The organism is Arthrobacter sp. FW306-2-2C-D06B, from assembly GCF_021789175.1.
GTDB lineage: Bacteria > Actinomycetota > Actinomycetes > Actinomycetales > Micrococcaceae > Arthrobacter.
Window position 1 is genome coordinate 3677841 of record NZ_CP084560.1, and the last position, 20889, is coordinate 3698729.

The 20889-nt window shown below is 56.5% G+C and carries 19 protein-coding genes; 11 read left to right on the top strand and 8 right to left on the bottom strand.

What is annotated here, in order from left to right; translation table 11 throughout:
* Positions 1-25 precede the first annotated feature (25 nt).
* A complete protein-coding gene (locus LFT47_RS17125) occupies positions 26-1168 on the top strand; it encodes a glycosyltransferase (RefSeq protein ID WP_236812509.1) in 1143 nt (380 codons plus the stop codon).
* A 90-nt stretch (positions 1169-1258) separates the two neighbouring features.
* Positions 1259-2197: a glycosyltransferase family 4 protein gene (locus LFT47_RS17130; RefSeq protein ID WP_236812510.1), complete on the top strand. Its 939-nt coding sequence runs from the start codon at positions 1259-1261 to the stop codon at positions 2195-2197.
* 72 nt (positions 2198-2269) lie between these two features.
* Here LFT47_RS17130 and LFT47_RS17135 read toward each other — a convergent pair whose 3' ends face one another.
* The 6 genes from LFT47_RS17135 to LFT47_RS17160 all read right to left on the bottom strand — a co-directional run bounded on the left by LFT47_RS17135 (position 2270) and on the right by LFT47_RS17160 (position 9548).
* Entirely contained in the window at positions 2270-2854 is a 585-nt protein-coding gene (locus LFT47_RS17135) for a glycosyltransferase (RefSeq protein WP_236812511.1), read from the bottom strand.
* A gap of 483 nt (positions 2855-3337) precedes the next feature.
* The gene (locus LFT47_RS17140) at positions 3338-4195 is read right to left on the bottom strand and encodes a glycosyltransferase family 2 protein (RefSeq protein WP_236812512.1); all 858 of its coding nucleotides are present in this window, start codon (positions 4193-4195) and stop codon (positions 3338-3340) included.
* Positions 4185-5642 carry an oligosaccharide flippase family protein gene (locus LFT47_RS17145; protein ID WP_336885418.1) on the bottom strand — a complete coding sequence of 486 codons (1458 nt, stop codon included), beginning with the start codon at positions 5640-5642 and terminating at the stop codon, positions 4185-4187. The genes LFT47_RS17140 and LFT47_RS17145 overlap by 11 nt, the downstream gene beginning before the upstream one ends.
* Before the next feature lie 151 nt (positions 5643-5793).
* The gene (locus LFT47_RS17150; protein ID WP_236812515.1) at positions 5794-6945 is read right to left on the bottom strand and encodes a glycosyltransferase; all 1152 of its coding nucleotides are present in this window, start codon (positions 6943-6945) and stop codon (positions 5794-5796) included.
* Positions 6946-6979: 34 nt separating this feature from the next.
* On the bottom strand, positions 6980-8110 hold the full coding sequence (locus LFT47_RS17155; protein WP_236812517.1) for a glycosyltransferase: 1131 nt from the start codon (positions 8108-8110) through the stop codon (positions 6980-6982).
* 76 nt (positions 8111-8186) lie between these two features.
* Positions 8187-9548: an O-antigen ligase family protein gene (locus LFT47_RS17160; protein WP_236812519.1), complete on the bottom strand. Its 1362-nt coding sequence runs from the start codon at positions 9546-9548 to the stop codon at positions 8187-8189.
* A gap of 414 nt (positions 9549-9962) precedes the next feature.
* Between LFT47_RS17160 and LFT47_RS17165 the strand changes: the two genes are divergently transcribed.
* The 5 genes from LFT47_RS17165 to LFT47_RS17185 all read left to right on the top strand — a co-directional run bounded on the left by LFT47_RS17165 (position 9963) and on the right by LFT47_RS17185 (position 16313).
* The gene (locus LFT47_RS17165) at positions 9963-11348 is read left to right on the top strand and encodes a sugar transferase (protein ID WP_236812521.1); all 1386 of its coding nucleotides are present in this window, start codon (positions 9963-9965) and stop codon (positions 11346-11348) included.
* A 42-nt stretch (positions 11349-11390) separates the two neighbouring features.
* Positions 11391-12704 carry a UDP-glucose dehydrogenase family protein gene (locus tag LFT47_RS17170; protein WP_236812523.1) on the top strand — a complete coding sequence of 438 codons (1314 nt, stop codon included), beginning with the start codon at positions 11391-11393 and terminating at the stop codon, positions 12702-12704.
* 2 nt (positions 12705-12706) lie between these two features.
* Entirely contained in the window at positions 12707-14593 is a 1887-nt protein-coding gene (locus tag LFT47_RS17175; RefSeq protein WP_236812524.1) for a DUF4012 domain-containing protein, read from the top strand.
* A 186-nt stretch (positions 14594-14779) separates the two neighbouring features.
* A complete protein-coding gene (locus LFT47_RS17180; protein WP_236812526.1) occupies positions 14780-15391 on the top strand; it encodes an LPXTG cell wall anchor domain-containing protein in 612 nt (203 codons plus the stop codon).
* A 319-nt stretch (positions 15392-15710) separates the two neighbouring features.
* Positions 15711-16313, top strand: a complete 603-nt coding sequence (locus tag LFT47_RS17185) for an arsenate reductase/protein-tyrosine-phosphatase family protein (protein WP_236812528.1) — start codon at positions 15711-15713, stop codon at positions 16311-16313.
* Here LFT47_RS17185 and galU read toward each other — a convergent pair.
* The gene (gene galU, locus LFT47_RS17190; RefSeq protein WP_236812530.1) at positions 16310-17200 is read right to left on the bottom strand and encodes a UTP--glucose-1-phosphate uridylyltransferase GalU; all 891 of its coding nucleotides are present in this window, start codon (positions 17198-17200) and stop codon (positions 16310-16312) included. The genes LFT47_RS17185 and galU overlap by 4 nt on opposite strands.
* Positions 17201-17656: 456 nt before the next feature.
* Between galU and LFT47_RS17195 the strand changes: the two genes are divergently transcribed.
* The 4 genes from LFT47_RS17195 to LFT47_RS21555 all read left to right on the top strand — a co-directional run bounded on the left by LFT47_RS17195 (position 17657) and on the right by LFT47_RS21555 (position 19959).
* On the top strand, positions 17657-18265 hold the full coding sequence (locus LFT47_RS17195; protein ID WP_236812532.1) for a hypothetical protein: 609 nt from the start codon (positions 17657-17659) through the stop codon (positions 18263-18265).
* A gap of 52 nt (positions 18266-18317) precedes the next feature.
* The gene (locus tag LFT47_RS17200) at positions 18318-18686 is read left to right on the top strand and encodes a hypothetical protein (RefSeq protein WP_236812534.1); all 369 of its coding nucleotides are present in this window, start codon (positions 18318-18320) and stop codon (positions 18684-18686) included.
* Positions 18687-19236: 550 nt separating this feature from the next.
* The gene (locus tag LFT47_RS17205) at positions 19237-19545 is read left to right on the top strand and encodes a hypothetical protein (protein WP_139359671.1); all 309 of its coding nucleotides are present in this window, start codon (positions 19237-19239) and stop codon (positions 19543-19545) included.
* Between the two features lie 3 nt (positions 19546-19548).
* A complete protein-coding gene (locus LFT47_RS21555; protein WP_442863414.1) occupies positions 19549-19959 on the top strand; it encodes a MauE/DoxX family redox-associated membrane protein in 411 nt (136 codons plus the stop codon).
* 442 nt (positions 19960-20401) lie between these two features.
* Here LFT47_RS21555 and LFT47_RS17210 read toward each other — a convergent pair whose 3' ends face one another.
* A complete protein-coding gene (locus LFT47_RS17210) occupies positions 20402-20884 on the bottom strand; it encodes a carboxymuconolactone decarboxylase family protein (RefSeq protein WP_236812536.1) in 483 nt (160 codons plus the stop codon).
* Between the last annotated feature and the right edge of the window lie 5 nt (positions 20885-20889).

Genomic DNA, 20889 nt, shown 5'->3' on the forward strand with positions numbered 1-20889 from the left:
AGCTCTGCGCCGAAAATGCCTTGTCGTGAGCGTCGAATCACCCTGGCCAGCGGTCAACGGCGGGCGGGCACGGGTGTCGAACGTGGTTGAACAACTGGCGGCCAGCTATGACGTGACTGTAATTTACCCGGTCAAGGCAGGCGAGCCAGCATCATATGCACCGCCGGGCGTGAAACAAATCGCCGTAGATACCGCAACAGAGCCACGCCTTAGGGACCGTCTGAGCATCCTGCCGCGACTGGGGATCATTACACTCAGAACCATAGCGCCTGAACTCAAAATCGTCATGGATCAGCTGCGTCCAGACTTCGTTTACTGGACCCACTCCTATATTGCGGCCGTTGGAATGAAGTCAAATAGGGACGGCCTGAACCTCGTCGAGTTTGCAAACATCGAGGGGAAACGTTCCCTCTCCCTTGGCCGTTCGAGCAAGCGCATTAGGAACAGGGTTAGCGCCTTTTCCGAGTATCTCAAGAGCCTTTGGTGGGAGCCTCGCTGTGCTCGTCGGGCGAGCCTCACGATCTCCCTTCATCACCAAGAGGCAAAGATCCTCCAAGCATCTGGCGCAAAGGTAGTTCTGGCACAAAACGGATTCAGCCAACATGAGTATTTCCCCTCATCACCGGACTCGCGTCGCATCCTAGCCGTAGGTTCGTGGACTTATGGTCCGAACCGTTCGGCAATTGAGTCTTTTTTGGAAGGCGAGTGGGTCGAAATTCTCAGGCAGGCTCCAACCATGGAGCTTGTCATCGCAGGTTCAGGATCCGAAGGCCTCCTAGACGGACGGGTTTCGAAGGTTCAACAAGTCTCCGCGCTTGGCTTCGTGGACGACCTGTCTCAAATTTTCCGTGATTCCTTTTGCCTTCTCGCACCAGCGACCAGCGGCGGTGGGAGTCAGCTCAAGATTGCGGAAGCCCTCTCTCACCACCGGCCCGTCATCGGCCCGGCATTCCTTGCGAGGGAAGTATCGCCAGAGATGCCGGAGGGCGTGTTGATAGCTTCAGACGACATAGTCAGCTCGGTCATAGAGCTCGCGCAGTCCCCGTCTCACCGCCACTTGCTTGAGAGAAAACTTCTAGCTTTCGTTGCAGATCGCACTTGGCACCGCAACTTCCTCCCCGTCCGAACCTGGCTTACAGAGACTCTTCGTGAAAACAGGCCCTTGTAGGAGAATCCGAGACTAATGCAACCGCCCAACATAGCAATTATTTCCCCTAGTCTCAATCATACGGCCGGGGGTGTGGAGATGTTTTGCTCAATGTTGGCCGAAGTCCTGACGGAGAATGGCGCCAACGTACGCATTTTCTCTCCTAGACGCCCTAAATCACGAATTCTCGCCAAGTTCGGCTTGTCCCACCTCCAGCAGACTCTGTCAATGCGACGGGAACTCAGGCATTGGGAACCTCAGATCGTCGTAAGCAACGGGACGCTTGGGTTTTTCGGGCGAAACACTTGGAAACATATTCACGTATTTCATGGGACTATGGTGGCCCACAGCCTCTCCGATCGTGTTGGCCGTTCCTTCAAAGACTGGCTCATAAAAGGCATATTTGGCGGCGGCCTTTCGGAAGCCATGTCAGGTATCGGTGCAACGCGTGTCGCCGTCTCGCAGTCCTGCGCGGCCGAGCTAAAGAAGTATTACGGATACCGCGCTCATCAAGTTATCCCAAATGGCGTACGCTTGAATTCTGACGTCGAGCAAATTCGTGAGGGGCTCATATTCGTAGGCCGCCGGGAGTCTCGAAAAGGCTACGAGATGGCCGTGGAATTAGCCATGGCCGTCAAGCAGTCACTTTCGGTTGCGGGACCTGGCGATGACCCAAGAACTAGGAATCTTGGAGTCTTGGATGAGACCGAGCTGCAAGAACTTTACTCGAGGAGCAAAGCCATGGTTTTCCCTTCTAACTATGAGGCTTGCAGCTTCGCGGTCTTAGAAGCCCTCACCAACGGATGTGCTGTGATCACGACAAAAGTAGGGTGGATTCCAGAGCTATTGTCGGCCGTGCCCGAATATGAGCGTCTAATCGGCCAGAGAAACAACCAAGCATCATTCGAACTGCCCTTGCAACGCGTTCTTAGCGGCGATGCCGCAACTATGTCCGCACTAGAGGCGGCAGTGTCGTGGACTAGGGAGAACAACTCCTTCGAACGCTTTTCACGCGAATGGACCGACCTGATTAACGAACACAATGACTGACGCGCTCCAATTACACACCTCAGTCATGATGTGAATCACTCGGTCTGGACACTGGGCGTGAGATCCCGGATGTCAAGGACGGCGATCGGAATCAATTCCTGAGGCCAGCACCGCTTTGAGTCGTACGGCCAATTGTTCGGATTGATCGGCGCCGAGCTCAAACGTTAGCGGAGACTGTTCGCCCAGTCCCCCAGCAGACGAAACAATTACCGATCGCCCAAGTTGGTTTGCGAGGGCAACGATCCCACTCTGACTGGCAACCCGGTAGGGGCACACGACGACGTCACTAAGCTTAATCAGGGACACGAGCTCAGCAAGATCTAGGTACCGAGGCTCCACAAGGCGCCTGTGTCGACCATCGAGATTGGCCGCGAGAATTTCACTTGCGGCGCCCTTGTCCTCTCCAGCAAAAACTAGGTTTATGGAGAAATCAAGCTTGTTTACTGCTTCCACGAGAAGCAGCGGATTTTTGTCGCTTCGCAATTGGCCGGCAAACAGAACCACCGGTTCACCACCCGAAAGCTTCTCATGCCAGCCGCCGCTTGTTTCTTCCTGTGCAGTTGGTACGTACTGCCAAAGGACTCTACGTTCAATCTTTGGCGCTTCAGGAAAGCGGGATGCCTCCGAGGTGACATAGACAATTGTTGCCGTAGCCATCCTCGTCGCCGATTGAAGCACACCGTCCTCCCAAGGTGCCCCGGACCTTTGAAAACTGTTGTGGGGCGAAAAGACCACCTTACGTCTCACGAACCAGGGCAGAAAAATGAAGAGGAGATACAGTCCCCGGCCAAACTGTCCCTGAACTTCCCAATCATCCCGCTTCGACCAAGCCTCCCACGCAAGATGGGGGATCAGAATTGCGCAGGTCCACGAGATCGTCAGTAGCCGGCGGAACGTACGCGGGCCCCGACGTTGCCACCTCATGCACTTGTGATAAACAAGCCCCGGAATCTCTGGGCTGGTCTCGGCGTCCATCGAGGTATGAAGAACCACTCGGTCCCACTCCGAGTAGGTCCCGTGCTCCGCGGCCCCGAGAACGTGTTGGTAAACCCCGCCTTCGCCGCCTGGTTCAACTACGTGGAGCGTCTTCACCGTACGTTCCTCCCACTTCCAACTCACAGGTAGCACAGAATGGATGTGTCATGAGTCCCCAGATTTCGTGATTCGTCTCGCCAACTGCGTCAGCAATGGCTTCATTCGCCTTAGCATCGAAGACCAAAGGAACGGACCGATCCCCGCGATGTGTCCATTTTTCTTCAACCACCAACCATGGCGAATGACAAATCGAAGTTCATTACGAGCCACCCAATACTCGTAGGCAAGGCGATTTGAGCGGGAGATGCCACCAGCAGGTTTCTCGTACTGATAAGAATAGGCACGACTTGTAACCACCACTTTGAATCCAGCGCGGGTCGCGGAGACAAAAAAATCAGACTCCTCACGCCAGTAATTTCCGAGGTATCCTTCATCAAATTGCAGCTTAGCCAGTAGTGAGCGTCTGACCAAGACATTGTTCGGTAACCAGAGCGAGTCGCTCCAGTCTTCTTCAGGCACTATCGACGGGCTCAGCAATGTCGGACCACCAGGGCTCCGCCGAGCCAGATTGAAACCCGCACGAGGATCCGTTCCCGGATCAAAATGTAGCCAAGCCGTACCGACGATGTCTGCCCGGCTGTCTAAGGCAACTGTCTTGAGTGTCCGAAGGAAGCCCTCGGAGTGGTGATCATCATCATCGAGCAAAGCAACCCACTCGCAGCGAGTCCGCTGAATTCCGACATTTCTAGAGCGCGAAGGCCCAACAGCTGCAGCATTCACAAGGACTATGAGCCGCGGGTCGTCTATTTCTCTCAGAGTTTCGGCAGTACCATCTGTCGAGCCGTCGACGACTACAACAATCTCTCGAACATAGTCGTCAGCTAGTAGCAGATCGACCTTATCTCGAATCTGAGATGCGCGGTTGTGCGTCGGGATAACGACACTAACACCTTTAACTGTCACTTTTCCTCCGCAGGATTAGATTACCCTCATGTTTGCCAACCAGCTTCAAAAAGAGCATTGCAATCACGAAAACAATAGGGCAGACTATTACGCCAATGACAAACGAACCTTTTGTCAGAAAATAGGTGCACACGATGATAAGAACAAACAATGGATAGCGCCAGCCAAAGATGCTTCTGAAGCTCATTCCAAGAGGACCAGCACATAGCGTCAAAGACAAGACACTCATCGCTATCTCTGTTGCAGCGGCCACATATGCTGAGCCAAGACCGCCCCAATTACCGATGGCCCAAGGTTGCAACATCAGGCTCAATACACCCAGCACCGCTACGAACGGAATCTGTCTCTTTACACGGTCGATGGCAAAGCACAGAGTCGAGCCTACATAACCCAAGGTGATCCCGACGAACGCAAGGCCAAGCACTTCTAGCACCCTGGCGGAGTTTCCGAAGGCATCTCCGTATATGAGCCGCACAATGACGTCGCTAAAGAGCGCAATCATTAGACCTGAACCAATAGCAACGATAACTGACAGCCTTATGACGGCCTTCGAAAGTCTCTGTAGCTGCATCGATCCCTGCGCCAATGCGTCAATAAGAACAGGGAGCATCGGAACCACGATCAGGCTCGGAATGATTTGGGCAACGTCAATGACTTTGTAAGCGGCGGTATACAACCCGGCTTCATGCGCACCAGCAAGACCGATCACCAGTACACCGCCAACCCTGTAGTACGAGGTTACAAGAAGGCCTAGGAGCCCCACGGGCCAGCTTTTCGACAGAAGCAGCCTTGCCACCGCCCAAGTCGGCCTCCCGATCATGGACTTTCTACCGTAGAAGGCCAAAGTTATTAGCGTCTGGAGAGCAGTGGTCATCGCAAACGCAAACGCAAAATCTATCGCCGTTGGGTGATCGCTAAATCCAACAATGAGGACTGCGAACATCCACAGAGCTGATTGACCAAGAGTTAGAGCACTCCCTATCTCTGGGCGCAATCTTGCGTTTGAGAGAGCGATGAGTGCACCTGAAGCGCCCAAGGGGGCGCACACTGCTATCACGATAAGAACTACCGCATTAGTGTTAGGGATAGTGAACAGGCTTATCGGGATTGCGATCGCAATCCCGATAAACGCAGTTATTAACCGAATACATATTCCACTACCAGCCACATGGCCCGCGAGCTTCGGATTGCGACGAGCTTCCGCAGTCATTGCCTGAACTGCCCCGAAGTCAGAAAGTTGGGTGATTATGGTGAGAATCGTCAAACCGACGCCAAACTGTCCGAACTCTGAAACCCCTAGCGAACGCGCGAGGACGGCATTGGTGACTATGCCTATGAGAAGCCCAAACAGTCGAAAGACAAGTGAAGTGGCGGTTCGCCTTACGGCGGGGCGAATAGTCTGGGTCCGCAGAACCAAAAACATGTTTCGCATCGGTGTCATCGGCATTCGCCCCCGCAATCACCGTGTATTGCGAAAGAAGAAGGTTGCTCGATTCGATGACGACATGATAATCGCTCACTTACCACCAATGCCACCATATAATCCCAAGTGATGACTTGTTCGCTCTCCAAAAATACCTCAACTCTGCTGTGCGTCATTAGGTTCCACCCGCTGAGTTCATTTCTCCTAGAACATTTCGAGCTTGAACCCCGCGGAGCGTCCAGCTGTTCCTGTCCGCCAGTTCATGACGTTCCGCGATTTCTCCAGCTGATGGAAGCGAGGTCCGCGCCAATACGTTTCGGACGAAGCTCTGCCTATTCGACGCGACGCTGACGTGTCCCTCCACCTTGTTTACCGCGGGTATCGCGGTTGAAACTACATGAAGACCGGCCGCGAGGTATTCGAATGTCTTCAATGGATTGACCCCTCTCGTGTAGGAGTTAATCTCGTACGGAATCAGCCCTACTGAAGCTGTCCAATAGAGTTTCGCCAAATCAACCAAGCTAAGGTGACCATGATACTCAGCCCCTTGTTGTACAAGCTCTTTCACGAGGGCGTCTGCCTTTCCTCCACCTTCAGCAATGGGACCAGCTAAATGCAGTTCCACGCCCTCATGGAGCAGTTGGCGGAGTAGCTCGAAATCAACCTTTTTCTCGCTAAAGTTGCCTGCGAAGACTGCACGTCCAGGACGACGCCCCTCGCCGCTCTTGAATTCACTCCGTATCAATGACACGTCAGCCACGTTCGGCCAGTGAACAACCTTTGAAAAACCACGGTTGTTGAGGTGCTCATAGACCGCACCGCTGCTGCCGATAGCGAGATCCGCGGTACGGGCGAGGGCGTTTTCACCATCGTTGACCAATTGCGTGGAGATCTGCGGAAACTCCGCCAATAAGTCGACACAGTGGTAGATAGTTGCGTCGGCGATTTCGTCGAATCCGTAGGTTACAGGGGAATACGTCCAAAGAATCCTGGGGCCAGGGTAAGAAATCCAAGAACTGTAAAATCGGCGCAATAGTGCACGATTCAGAAGCTTGGTAACGCCCGAGTGAACGGGCACAACGACGGGACGCACCACCTCCATTCCAGCAGGGACAGGTCGCTCGGCAAATTCGCTTCTAGACCGCGGATCGAGCCGTCGGATCATTCGATCTATGTCTCGGCGAGTTAGCTCGGGACGACGGAGGCCGAGAGACTCGCTAAACAGGATAGGAAATTCTGCAGCGATTTCGCGAGCCATGTAGTGCTGGTTCGTCGCGATGGCTTGGTTCCAGTCAGCGGTTCCAAGGATTAGCACCATCGGCTGCATTTCACGCCCGCCTTCTCTTCTACTCGACATTTGATTACTTCCCAACGGAAGATGTTCCAAACACTTCGGGTGCCCAGCTTCCAAGTTCACGGCGGAAGCGCGCTTCGCTGAAATCCTCGGCCCTTTGGAGAGAGTCACTGGTGCGACATTTCGCGGCCAACCTGAGTGCCTCGTCAATCTCTGAATTTGATGAAAAACTCGTGAGGGCTCCAGTAACACCGTGAACAACGCTTTCTGAGGCGCCACCTCTCCGATTCGCGATCACGGGCGCACCCGCCGCCATGGCTTCCACCGGGATAATCCCAAAATCTTCTACGGGCGGAAAAACGTAGACAGAACAACTTTGAAAAAGACTATAAAGTAGCCGGTCCGAAACGCTTCCGACGAAGTAGCATTCAATCTTCTCCTCGTTCGCTATAGTCTTTAGTCTGGGGAGATCGGGCCCGTCACCGACTATCACAACCGGCAATTGGGCTCGTTTCCCGACTCGAATGACATGATCAAGCATTTTGTACATCACCAGCCTGGATGCGCCAAGAACGAACTCGTCAGGAAGGCCGTCGAAGACTTTCTCCTCGGCCACATTCAAATGATCCCGCCATCGCTCCACTGACTTGATTCGTTCAACGGAAACAGGCGGATAGATAACCGTCGATTCGCGCTCCCAGGTCGTTTCAATGCGACGACTCACGAACTGGCTGTTTGCCGCCACTTTTGTGAGTTCCTTCGCACGTGAGGCGTCAAGTCGCCTCAGCGGGACGGAGAGCATCCGCACGGGAAGGGAACGGCCTCTGCTATCTAACTCAGGTGCCCAGATGTATCTTGCGGGAGTGTGCACGTAAGCAAATTTCATCGAGGTCTTCGAACCACCTGAAAGTCTGACGTGGTGCGCGAAGAGGTGAGTGCTTATCATCGCCCAGTCATAGGGTTCGGTGTCAACCTTGCGCCACACAAACGGCATGATCGGAAGTGCCGCAGCTTTATGGTTGCGAAACGGAGTTCGCGCGAGAATCGATTCCGTAACGTGTCGTTCTCGAAAACGTTTGGGATCATCATTCCAAAGGCATAATATATCCGCCAACGGGAGGTAGTCAGCGAGTTTCGTTAGAACCTGCTCGGCACCCCCATGCTGTTCTATCCACTCGTGCACGATTAGTCCTGGCATCTTCCCCCACCTCATCGGTACCATCTAGCAAACTACGCACGAACATTAGCCATCAAATAGACCTGACTAGCAGTCATCATTCTGTCGCACCCGGCGACGTATGGATCTCTGCGGACTTGTAGTCCGCCATAATGCCGGCGGCTAGACCCAGAATTGCCGGCCAACGACTCGTTGTTGTTAGAAAGGGAGCTGACAGCGAGGATATGACAAAGATAGGCACGAAAAATGACCCCGCGGAAACAGCAGTTGGAACTAACGATTGGTCCATGCGGAACAGTCCGATAGAATCACGAGTCATTGAATAAAATAGAACGATCACAGCAAGAAGTCCAATAAGTCCGAATCGTAGCCAGTCAAGCAAGAGCTCATTGTGAACATATAGCGATCCGGATTGAACAAAAAATCCAGTTAATTGTTGACTCTGCGGTCCATATCCGTTTGGCTGCTCTAGCGCATATTGCAGTCCGATCGCAATATCATCTAAATGGCCCGTGGTTGAAACGTCCTCACCGACACCATTCAACGTCGAGTAGCTGACAAGCAAACGGTCCGCAAAAGTCGACAGGAGGCTCGGAAATGCGATAAGCCCGAGAAGGATAAAACATCCACCCCACACCACCACCCGTTTCACCATGACGTGGTATTGCTTATTTACGAAGATCATTAGAACCAAAATGACAATTAAGCTAATTATCACCGATCGGCGAAATGAAACGAGAAGGACAACAGCCGCGCAGGCGGCAATAGCTACGCGTCCTTTGGTTAGGCGTTCAGATCGCAAAATAGCCAGCAGGACGGCGGCGGCGGCGGCGGCGGTGGCCGTGTCATAGTAAACAAGCCGTCCCCCCGCGGCCGCCGCTAGCGCGGAAGGTAGTCCAGTCGCCGCAAGGATAACTACGGCCACCCCGCCCGCGATCGCAGTCGATCGCAAGGCTTTCACGTCGGAACTGTAGGAAGCCCCTACAATCCACGCGAGCATAAAAATAATAAATGGACGGGAAACTTGCCCTAGGGCGGACGTGATATCCATGCCCGTCGCTAGCCCTGACACCGCTACGCCGAATGCCAAAAGGAGGGCGAGAAAGAACGTCAATTGAAATTTCTTTATTCTAATCAACGCTTTTCCGCGTTTTAAGATGGCAACGAATGCCGCCGCGGCAACCAAAATTCCGATAATAGGAATCTTAGCAAGGAGCGAAAAATAGAACTCAGAACCAAAAACGGTCATCCCGGAAAATCCGGTGGCCGGCTTGATTTCTTGGGTAATCAAAAGAATGAGAACAAGAACGATCGTTGGCTGCCAAATAAGTAAGGCCGTTCCTGCTAGCGCGAGCAACACAACTCTGCCTGTGTCCGTAGCACCCAAGGCGCCACAAAGGCCCACCCCAACCACCATGGCAACGGCGAACGAAGCGGTCCTAACGTTCGCTGTCTTCAAGATTCTTCCGCTCTTCCGTCGTATACATTTCCGCCCCCAAACAACAACGAACGTGTAGTGCAATGTTGCGTTTCGGCTCGATTGACCCAGGGCTCGGCCCAACGCTACTGCTTATGGTAGCGGTTGGCTGCCTTTGGGCGCCCTTGGCCCTCGACAGAGCAGTCCAGATGGATCACCAGCTCGGAAGTGTTTCTTAGGTGAGCTATGGTCACGCCCACAGCCAACAGGTATCAATCCCGGAAGCCTTGAGTCCTTTCATTACGCTGTGGCGCACTCGAAACATAATGGATGACCCGCTTGCGCCCTGTATTGTGGCGTCGGGGGCCTCCCAACGAAGAATATCTAGGCCATGGGGGATGACTATTGGGGACTGATTCGGGTTGGAGGGTACGCACTTCGCGGACCCTGCGAATAGTGGACGCCCTTGTTATTTTGTGGGCGGTAAGTGGCGCATACATCATCCGGTTCGGGTTCGACTCGGGCTTCACGGTTTCCGGACAGGATTCCAGCTATGTTTGGCTGTCGATCTTCCTTGCGGTTACTTGGTGGCTCATGCTTGAAGCCTGGAGCACCCGTCTTAGCCGGATCCTGGGCTCAGGGCCTGACGAGTACAAGCGAGTTGCGGCAGCGTCCCTTTGGCTGTTCGGATTTGTAGCTATCTTCTCCTACGTCTTTCGCATGGATACAGCACGAGGCTACGTAGGAATCGCCCTCCCGGCAGGCCTTATCGGGCTGCTCTTGGCTCGCTGGCTCCTACGCCAGCACCTGAGCGTCCACAGACAGCGAGGGCGGCGGATGTCCCGGCTCATTTTGCTTGGTGGTCCCAGCGCGATCGCTCATCTGGCGGCGACCTTGGTCCGGGAAAAACACGCCGGCTACATGCCCGTTGCCGCCTACACCCCGGGGGATTCATCCTACTCGAACGAACTCACCAGCGTTGGACTTCCCGTGCTTGGCCATGAACCGGAAACGCAGGCTATTCTTGAGGCGATCGAGCGATGCCAGGCCGATGCAGTGGCGATCTCAGCCGGAGTCCAACTGCACCCGCGGACCCTCCGCCAGCTCGGGTGGGAATTGGCCGAAAGGAACGTAGGGCTCATTTTGGCCCCAGCGCTCACGGATGTCGCGGGACCACGTATCCACACCCAACAGGTCGCAGGACTCCCCCTCATTCACGTCACGACTCCAACTCTCGAAGCCGGTCAGCGCGTCGCCAAACGACTGTTCGACGTTGCAGTATCGGCTTGCCTAATTGTCTTGTTTTCCCCGCTTTTGGCTGTGCTCGCCCTCATGGTGAAGCTCGACAGTCCTGGTCCCATCCTCTTCCGTCAAGAACGCGTGGGGTTTGAGGGTGCCCCCTTCAGGATGCTCAAGTTCCGCTCTATGGTGTTAGACGCAGAGGCGAGGCTCGCTGAGCTGGCCCACCAGAACGAAGGGAACGGTCTGCTCTTCAAGCTCCGGGACGATCCACGTCTAACTCGCACGGGAGGCTTCCTTCGCAGGTACAGCCTGGATGAGCTTCCGCAGCTGTTCAATGTTCTGTCTGGCTCCATGAGTCTGGTGGGTCCACGCCCGCCATTGCCGAAGGAAGTAGCGGCGTATGAACAAGATGTGCGACGACGACTTCTGGTCAAACCAGGAGTTACGGGGCTCTGGCAAGTCAGCGGAAGATCGAATCTTTCCTGGCAAGACTCCATCCGTCTGGACCTCTACTACGTGGAAAACTGGTCTCTGGCCGGTGACCTGATTATTTTGCTCCGCACCGCCAGAGCTGTCATCACTGGACATGGAGCCTACTAACACCGCTGACGCACGAACGACCCTCTGGGGGAAGGCAACACAATGCGAATTTCAGTCATCGGCTGCGGCTATCTCGGCGCTGTCCACGCTGCCTGCATGGCCCAGCTCGGCCACGAGGTCGTTGGCATCGACGTGGACGAGCTGAAGATCAGCACGCTCTCCGCTGCCCGTGCCCCATTCTTCGAACCAGACTTGGACGAGCTCCTGAGGGACGTCCAGGAGACCGGTCGACTGGCATTTACAACTGACATGTCAGCAGCGGCTGGTAGCAACGTCCATTTCATTTGCGTCGGAACGCCCCAAAAGAAGGGTGAAAACGGTGCAGACCTCCGCTACGTTGATGCCGCTGTGGACGCGTTGCTGCCGCACGTCCGGCCAGGCGATATTGTGGTTGGAAAGTCCACAGTCCCGGTAGGGACCGCTTCCCGACTGGCTGACGTCCTGCTCGAAAAAGAACCCACCGCCCATCTCGTGTGGAATCCCGAGTTCCTTCGCGAAGGTCATGCCGTCAAAGACACTCTTTCCCCGGACCGCTTGGTGTACGGCGTGGCGGATGGTTCAGAAGATCACGCCGCCGTCTCCGTGTTGGACGAGGTCTATGCATCTCCCCTTTCCGGGGGAACCCCTCGATTGGTCACCGACCACCCGACCGCGGAACTTGTCAAAGCCGCCGCCAACTCCTTCCTCGCCACCAAAATCTCCTTCATCAATGCCATGGCTGAGGTCTGCGAAGCAGCTGGGGCTGACGTCACCCGACTGGCCGACGCAATCGGACTTGATGACAGGATCGGGCGAAAGTTTCTCAACGCCGGCATTGGTTTTGGTGGAGGCTGCCTGCCTAAGGACATCAGAGCCTTTATGGCCAGGGCTGGCGAGCTCGGAGCCGACCAAGCTTTGACCTTCCTGCGGGAAGTGGATTCCATCAACATGCGCCGACGTACGCGGGTTGTAGAGCTAACCCGCGAACTTTGCGGTGGAAGCCTCTTGGGCCAGCGCATCACGGTGCTCGGTGCTGCCTTCAAACCGGAAAGCGACGATGTCCGGGACTCACCGGCGCTCAGCATCGCTGCGCAGCTCCAACTCCAAGGAGCCGTAGTGACAGTCACAGATCCGAAAGCACTTGAGAACGCGGCGAAACGCTTTCCTGAACTGCAGTACGAGCCCGATCTGGAAACAGCGATGGCAGGTGCCGATACACTTCTCCTGCTCACCGAATGGCAGCAATACAAGGAGCTCGACCCATTTGAAGTGAGCAGCGGCGTTGCCGGTCTCCGGATCCTGGACGGACGAAACGTACTGGACGCTGCAAAATGGCGTGCTGCCGGCTGGCAGTACCGAGGACTCGGAAGGCCCTAGGCGTGACCGAAAACGAACCATCCGAAACCATCCCGGACGAACCTGAGCTACGTCGGGGCACGGGGAAACCGCCGCTAGGCCATCGCCGTCGTCGCCTTTTGACAGTAGGAATTTGCTTTGCAGCCTGCCTGGTGGTTGCCGGGGCCGTCACTTTGTGGCTCAGCACGAAGGCCTCCATCATCAAGGCAGAGCTTGAGGCGTCCGCCCAACTCGTGCCCAGACTCAAGGCGAACATGCTTCAAAACCGGCCCTCCGAAGCATCGTCGGCAGTTGATCAGTTGCGGCGGCATACTGCAGCCGCACGCGACGCCGCCTCTGATCCGCTCTGGACGTTGGCCTCGGCGATCCCGTGGCTCGGCGCGAACTTCTCTGCCACTGCCGAAATAGCCCGCTCAGCTGACGACGTCGCAAATTTGGGGGTCGCCCCCTTGGTTAGCGTCTACGACTCTGTGAACTGGGACAAACTTATGCCAAGCAGCAGCGGCACAGACCTTGACCCGATCCGCAAAGCAGCGCCAGCGATAGCATCAGCTGCGCACGCTGTCCGCATTTCGGGCGAGCGGCTGAACGGGATCGACGCCAACAGCTTGCTCCCCCAAATCGCCGGACCCCTGACACAGGCCAAGCAGCAATTGAGCTCCGTAGTAGATGAGCTGGCCACGGCGTCCGATGCTGCAAGCTTGGCCCCAGCCATGTTGGGCTCCGACAAGCCGCGACACTACCTGCTGCTTGTCCAGAACAATGCGGAGGCGCGGGCCACCGGCGGCATCCCCGGAGCTCTGGTGGTACTCACAACGGACAAAGGCAAAATCAGCCTTTCCGCGGAGAGCAGCGCGAGCGAGCTGGGAGTGTTCGATCCCCCGGTATCCGTGGATCCCGAGCAGGAGCGCATCTATTCCGACCGAATTGGGATATTTATGCAGGACGTCAACTTCACTCCCGACTTCCCCACGTCTGCGGCCATAGCGCTAAAAATGTGGGAGCAAAAAAAGGGAGAGCAGCTTGACGGTGCGATTTCGATCGACCCGGTAGCGCTCGGCTACATACTTGACGCCACAGGACCCGTCAGCCTCCAGGATCCGCAAATGCTTGTGCTTACTAAGGGCAAGCTGCCAACCCAGCTCTCGGGCAATAACGTGGTGAAAACGCTGCTGTCCGACGTCTACGCTCAGATCAAGGATCCGAAAGCCCAGGACGCTTACTTTGCAATGGTGGCCAAGGAAATCTTCGGTGCCCTATCTTCGGGCAAAGGCGAGGCGAAGAGCCTGCTTGCCGGAGTTGGGAAAGGGGTAGACGAGCACAGGGTCCTGCTCTGGTCAGCAGACACGACAGAACAAGCCGTTCTCGGGAAGTACACCCTCAGCGGCTCCATTTCCGGCCCTAGCGTGCCGGCGTCCCAATTCGGCGCTTACTTCAATGACGGCACAGGCGCCAAAATGGATTACTACGTGAAACGTACCGTCCAGCTCATCCAGCAATGCACGGGTACCGATGGTTATGGGACGGTCAAAGTGCGGATCACCAGCACCAATACTGCGCCCGCTGATGCGGCGACGTCATTGCCTGCGTACGTAACCGGAGGTGGGATTTTTGGTATTCCGCCCGGTACGGCCCAAAGCAACGTGATTGCCTACGGCCCTGCCCAAGCCCACGTTGAAACCGCGACGCAAGATGGGAATCAAGTCCCGTTCGGTGCGCAACTCCACGACGACCGGCCTGTGGGCACTCTCTCCGTCCGGCTTGCCCCAGGACAGAGCAGCACTGTGGAATTCACTTTCGGGAAAATCGTCCAGCATAGCCAGCCTGAAGTGGTGGTAACACCAACTGTCCAATCCCTGGACCAGGTGGTACTCCCGACTCAATCGGCAAGCTGTGAAGCCACAGGATAGACGGCGTGTTAACCCTTTGTAACGAGTTTGGATTTACTTTGCAGTAAGTACCCTTAGGGTGGTAGCTTCTCTCTTGGGTAGGTCTCAGATTTCAGTTCACGTGTTCGTGGTGGATGAAATCACATCACAACAATGAATTACGCATCAGGTCTCAAGCACGTACCAAAGGTCTCAGGGGGACAAAAATTGAAGAAGTCATTTGCAGCGCTCGCGCTTGCGGGCACCATCGCACTCGCCGCTTCGGCTCCGGCAATGGCCGTTGATTACCCGGCACCGGTACCGGGCACCGTTTCCAGCGCAACCGTAACTGTAGGCGGAACCGTCGTATTCTCCGGCGGAGGCTTTACGCCCGGCGAAACCATCGTCATCACAATTACCTTCACTGCTGCACCTCAGGGCGCTGCAGCACCCGGCACGAGCAATGGCATCGCCATGGCCGTACCGGGAGGCCTTCACTTGGCACCCACCACGCTGACCGCTACTGCCAACGCCTCCGGCGCTTTCTCCACCGACGTCGCGCTGACCGCGGCAGGTACCTACCAGCTGACCGCAGAGGGCGCAACGTCCCACCACACCGTCACGTCAACTGTTGTGGCCGCTGGAGTCAGCGGCGCGGGGCTTGCAAACACCGGTGGGACCGGACTGGCCAACACCGGTGGTACTGGCTTGGCTAACACCGGCGTGGACTCCAGCCTGATCCTTTGGGGCTTGGTGGGCGCTGGCGCGCTCGCAGCCGGCACCGTCTCTGTGGTGGTGGCCCGCCGCCGCGCAAAGAACGAAACCGCAGCAACAGCCTAAACGCTAAACAAAAGGAGGGGTTGTTTCCGGTGATCCGGAAACAACCCCTCCTTGTTTGCGCATACGGTAATTTATGAACATGGGGAGACATTGGCGACGCCGCAAGAGGCTGAGCTTCAGGGTGGAGTTGCCAGGCATTCCACGAATTCCAGCGATTCCGAGTCATGCCTGGCCCGTCATTTTTCTGATCCTGCTGGCCGTGGTTTCCTTCGGCGTGGCTGCGTTCGCCCTCCTACGGCACTCGTGATTATGACTCCCGTGTTAACTTGTAAAACACAGGTGTCACGCGCACCCGCCAGCTAGTGAAAGAGCTATACCTTTGGAATCGCCCCACCCCGTTCGGATACTGACCGTTTGCACCGGCAACATCTGCCGCTCCCCCGTAGCCGAACGTTTGCTCCAGGCAGGCCTGGACCAGGTTCTCCCCGGCGGCTTCGAAGTCCGCAGTGCCGGCACCCGCGCCATGGTGGGCAGCCCCATTCAACCGCTATCTGCTGACATCATCCGCACGTACGGCGGAACACCCGAAAACTTTGCCGCGCGCCAGCTCACCTCAAAGATCCTGAGGGAAGCGGACCTGGTGCTCACCATGGCGTCCCACCATCGCGGGGAAGTTCTCCAGCTGGATGCCTCCCTGCTCAAACGGACGTTCACCATCCGCGAGTTCGCGCGGATGGTGACGGCCCTTGAGGAACGAGGCGACGCGCCGCCGTCGGGCTCTGACTACACCCAACTATGGCGAGAACTGCCGGCGCGGGCATCGTCTGTGCGCCACCTCGTCCTGGCGGCAAATTCTTCGGACAACGACGTCGCGGACCCCTACAAACAGGGCGCCGAGGCGTACCTGCGGATGGAAGACGAGCTGGCTCCGGCCATCCTCAGGATCCTTCGCTACGCGCGGCTAAGCATGCAGCCGTCCTAACCCAGGAATTCCTTCATCCAGGTTTTGAGATCTTCACCGAATTCGGCCCGCTCGGAGGCCAGCGTGATGACGGCCTTCAAGTAGCTGAGTTTGTCCCCGGTATCGTAGCGACGCCCGCGGAAGACGACCCCGTAAACGCCCGCGCCTTCGCCTCCGCCCTTGGCGAGGGTCTGGAGAGCGTCGGTCAGTTGGATCTCGCCGCCGCGCCCGGGCCCGGTCTCTTCGAGGACATCGAACACAGCCGGGTGCAGGACATAGCGTCCGATGACGGCCAAGTTTGATGGCGCTTCTTCAACGGAAGGCTTCTCCACAAGGCTGTTGACGCGGACGTAATCCTCCCCCACGATGGGCGTGATATCGGCGCAGCCGTACGCGCTGATCTGCGACGGCTCCACTTCGATGAGGGCAATCACCGAGCCGCCGGTCTTCGCTTGAACGTCGATCATGGTTGACAGAAGCTGATCCCGCTCGTCAATCAGGTCGTCCCCCAAAAGCACGGCAAACGGTTCATCACCTACGTGCTGCTTGGCGCACAGCACGGCATGACCCAAGCCCTTCGGTTCGCCCTGCCGCACATAGTGAATAGGCCCAAGCCCGGAGGCATGCTGCACGGCGTCCAAGCGGGCTTCGTCGCCTTTCAGCTCCAAAGTACGTTCGAGATCAGGTGCACGGTCGAAATGGTCTTCCAGCGAGCGCTTGTTGCGGCCCGTGATCATCAGCAAGTCGCTAAGCCCTGCCCTCACAGCCTCCTCAACCACGTACTGAATGGCCGGCTCATCTACCACCGGCAACATTTCCTTCGGCATCGCCTTGGTGGCAGGCAAGAAGCGCGTGCCCAATCCGGCGGCCGGAATAACTGCTTTACGAACTGATCTCCCCATAGACATAGGGCAAATCCTACGAATGGATTATCAAAAACGCTAATCCCTGATGCAAGATTTCTGACTTTCCGGCCAAGAAGTCCTTAGCTCCGGGCCCTCAAAGCGTGGCCGTCAACAGGTAGGTGCGGAGATTGGTTTGCTGTCCGGTGTCCCTTGCGCCCGGTGACCTGGGCTAGTCGACCGAAGTTTGACGCGGGCTGTCCAGCCTGGACCACTGTCGGCTCGCTCGAGCCCTTGGCCCGAAGGAACATGGAGGACGAACGCCGTCCGGTGGCAAGAACCTGACAGATCGCCGACGTCAGGATCGCGGCCGTGGCGCCTCTGCTGGCGGCGGCTTGGATGGGTGTGGATCCGTGGAAGATGTTCGGGCGCTGACTGCAGTCGGAAAGTCGCGGAAATTGCCGGAATTAGGCCCTGGATGCCATGCCAGACGAGCAGAGGAGATTGTAAGCATCATTATATTTGCCTGACCACACTATCATTGAACAAATTTCTGTTTTCTGCTACCTTCGGGGAACTCACAAAGACGTTTGGAATTTCGGGGGGAAATTCATGCGCACATCAATAAAAACAACCATTCTCGTCGGTGCAGTCTGCGTTACCGGCATCACACTTACCGCCGCGACGCTCAACGCTCCTCCGTCGATATCTGCAGCCTCAGACGTCGTTCCGGCTTTCTTATCGCGACAGGCGGAGTCTGATAAATTACCGGACACATTCATTGCCACTTTTGCGCCAACCGGCGCCGATCTCACAAACGCCCGGTTTCTTGGGGCCGGCCCGAACGCTCGATACTTCGCCGTCACTCGCGGTTCGGACAAAATTTGCATCGCAACCGTCGGGAAAGCTGCCGAGCCGCTCGGTTTGGCCTGTACCAACGTCAAGGGCTTCGAGGGCTATGGGCTGCGAGTCGGCAACGATGACCGTAGCGAACAGGCTTGGTTGATATCTCCACACGGCTCGGTCGGAAATACGCTGAAGAGCGCGGACGCCGTTGCGGCCACGAGCAAGGGCGGTCAATGGAAGCAGATTGCCCCCAGTCTCCTAGTACTGGGCCCGAGTAACCAATAGACGAGCGGTCAACGTTCAGCGCAAAATTGCGATCATAAATTTTGGGGGAAGCATGAAAAACATTAAGCGAATTACCCTCGTTGTTCTTACAATCGTGTGCTCCTGGTTCCTATCAGCTCCACCGGCAAGTGCCTATGGAGCCGACACATGGGCGGCCCAGCCATACATGTGCAACCCGGGCACGTTCTGGGGCGGCAGCAGCTGGCTCTATTACGGCGTGGCCAAGGCTGAAACGAAAGAGGACGGCAACTTTTGTTGGAACGGAAACAACACCGTTTCCGCCGCCGTCCACGATAACTATCGCAACGGATACAACTGGGCCGTTGGTCACAACGCAGTGGAAACGTACTACTCCACGCCGTATTACTCCACCTGGGGCGGCTTCCACTCGTGGGGCAACTCGGGCGCCCAGGTCACCTAATTCTGCGAGTGACTAACCGGTATTGCCGACAAACCATGCGTCGCCACCCTCTTGGGTTCACTGGCAGGGCCGGGACCCCAAAGGCCCTAACTCTAGCGACCGCTGCTTACCCGGCTCTAAGCCCGGTTCGCGTTCACGTGCCGCGATCAGCGGGTAGTTGACGCTTCGGAAGGCGTTAGCAACAACATCGAAAAGAATGGACGAGCATCGTGGATCGTGATGAAAGCAAGGTTCCTCGCCGGCCCAGCACGAGAAGATCCTTCATGAAGGGGATGGCAGGAACTCTCGGCGTGGGTGCGATTTCAGCAGCTGGATTGGCGTCAGCAGCCGGGACCGCATTCGCAGACCCAGCTCACCAGCATTGCGTCAGCACAGCACAAAAATTCATCGGAATGAGCTGCATAAACGGCGTATGGTGGGAGTATTACAAAGTGTATTGCACGGTTTGCCTCGGAAGTTGCGGGCCGAATCGTGAGATAAATACCTGTGTGCTCTGCTAGCTTTATACACGGCAACACGCTGAAATTAATCCACATTTGGTGAGGTTGACATGAAAAACAAAGTACTTCTTGAATATGTAGGGGATTATCCTTCAGGGGAGTCTCCTGACCCGAGTAACAAGGGAATAATCAGCCTGGAGTTCGCACTCGAACATCATGGGGGGTATAGCTTTGACATGGAACTACCAGATGGCAGTTTCATCCCTGTCTCCCTCGAGGAATTTCGCGGCAAGGATCCCAAAACTACGTTCATTGTCCTCGGAGTTGAATCAATCCCCGATAGCCCCGAGGACTACGCGCGTTGGGAAGCCAGGGTCGTTGCCAAGCGCGGGCCGATTCGAAGAACACCGCTTAGGTAGTCAATGACCGTCCTGCGGATCGCGCTAACGGGATATTTGGCAGCGACGCTGCTGTTCCCCGCCATCCAAAAGTTCCGCGCCCGTGGGAGGCTCTCGTCCTACTATGCGGAGCTATTCAACATGAATGAGCCTCGGGCTCGCATCGGGATCGTTGCTCTTTGTGCTGCCGAGGCCGTCCTCGCCGTCCTACTGGTGCTTCACGTACAGCCCATGATCACAGGTGGTGCAGTGATCGCTCTCTTCCTTGGATTCATCGTCTTCCGGCTCCGACTGCTACGACGATTCAACGGCACCATAGCCTGTGGATGCAACGCTGAAACCGGAGCGACCACGCGGTCGGAAAGCCGCGGAGGTGTAGCAGGAGTAAGCCTGTTGGCGGTTTTAGCCTTCGCCTGGACCCTTGTAGCCATTTAGCCTACTGGCTGCCCCTTCGTGGGCGCTTCCTCATCGCGCCAGTTGTCTATTTACGCTCCCGGGCGGACCACGCCGACTGACAGTGAGGAGTCTGCGCACCACTCAATTTGCTCAGATTTAGCACTCAATCCATACCCAAAGGTGGAAACAACTGCTTAGGATCAGCACGGTACCGGCGCCGATCCTAATTCAAAGAGGAACGCACATCCGAAAGGCGGCCACTTGGGCAATAAGATTCCGAACCCTTGGATAAGCGCCTCGTCCTTCGCCTGGGCGGTCCTGTTCGCCTCATGGCAGCCCTTTGTCTGGTGGCGAGGAGTTGCATCAGTCATCGCATTGGGCCTCGGATTCTGGGGTCTTTACCTGTGGTGGCACATTAGGCGGAAGAATTCGAGCACCGAGCCTCCACCAGGCTGAGAGGAATCCTGCGACTTCGCACGCTTCACGACGACGGACGGGCCTTGCGCACCGGGTGCTCGCTCAGGATGGACAGGCGGTTGAAGGCGTTGATGCCGATGCATGCCATGCACAGCACGCTGATCTGCTCGTCGCTGTAGACCTTCCGTGCACGGGAAAACAGCTCGGCGGTGGGACGGGCGCTGCTCATGCGCGTGATCTGTTCGGCCAGCTCAAGCGCCACCTGTTCGGCCTCGTCGAAGAGCCCCACCTCGCCATGCACCGACACCAGGGAAAGCCGCTGCTCGGTCTCTCCGTAGCCAATGGCGCGGCGGTGATGCAGATCCAGGCAGAACGCGCAGCCATTGATCTGCGAAGCCCGGTAGTTCAACAACTCGAGTGTGCGGCGCGGGATCCCGGTCCTGTCCGCCTCGGCAGTGACCTGACCCGCGTAGTCGGACAGTGCCTGATACAGCCCAGGCTGTTGCTTGTCCAGATAGCCGGCGAGCTTCGGGGTATTTTCACTCATCCGCA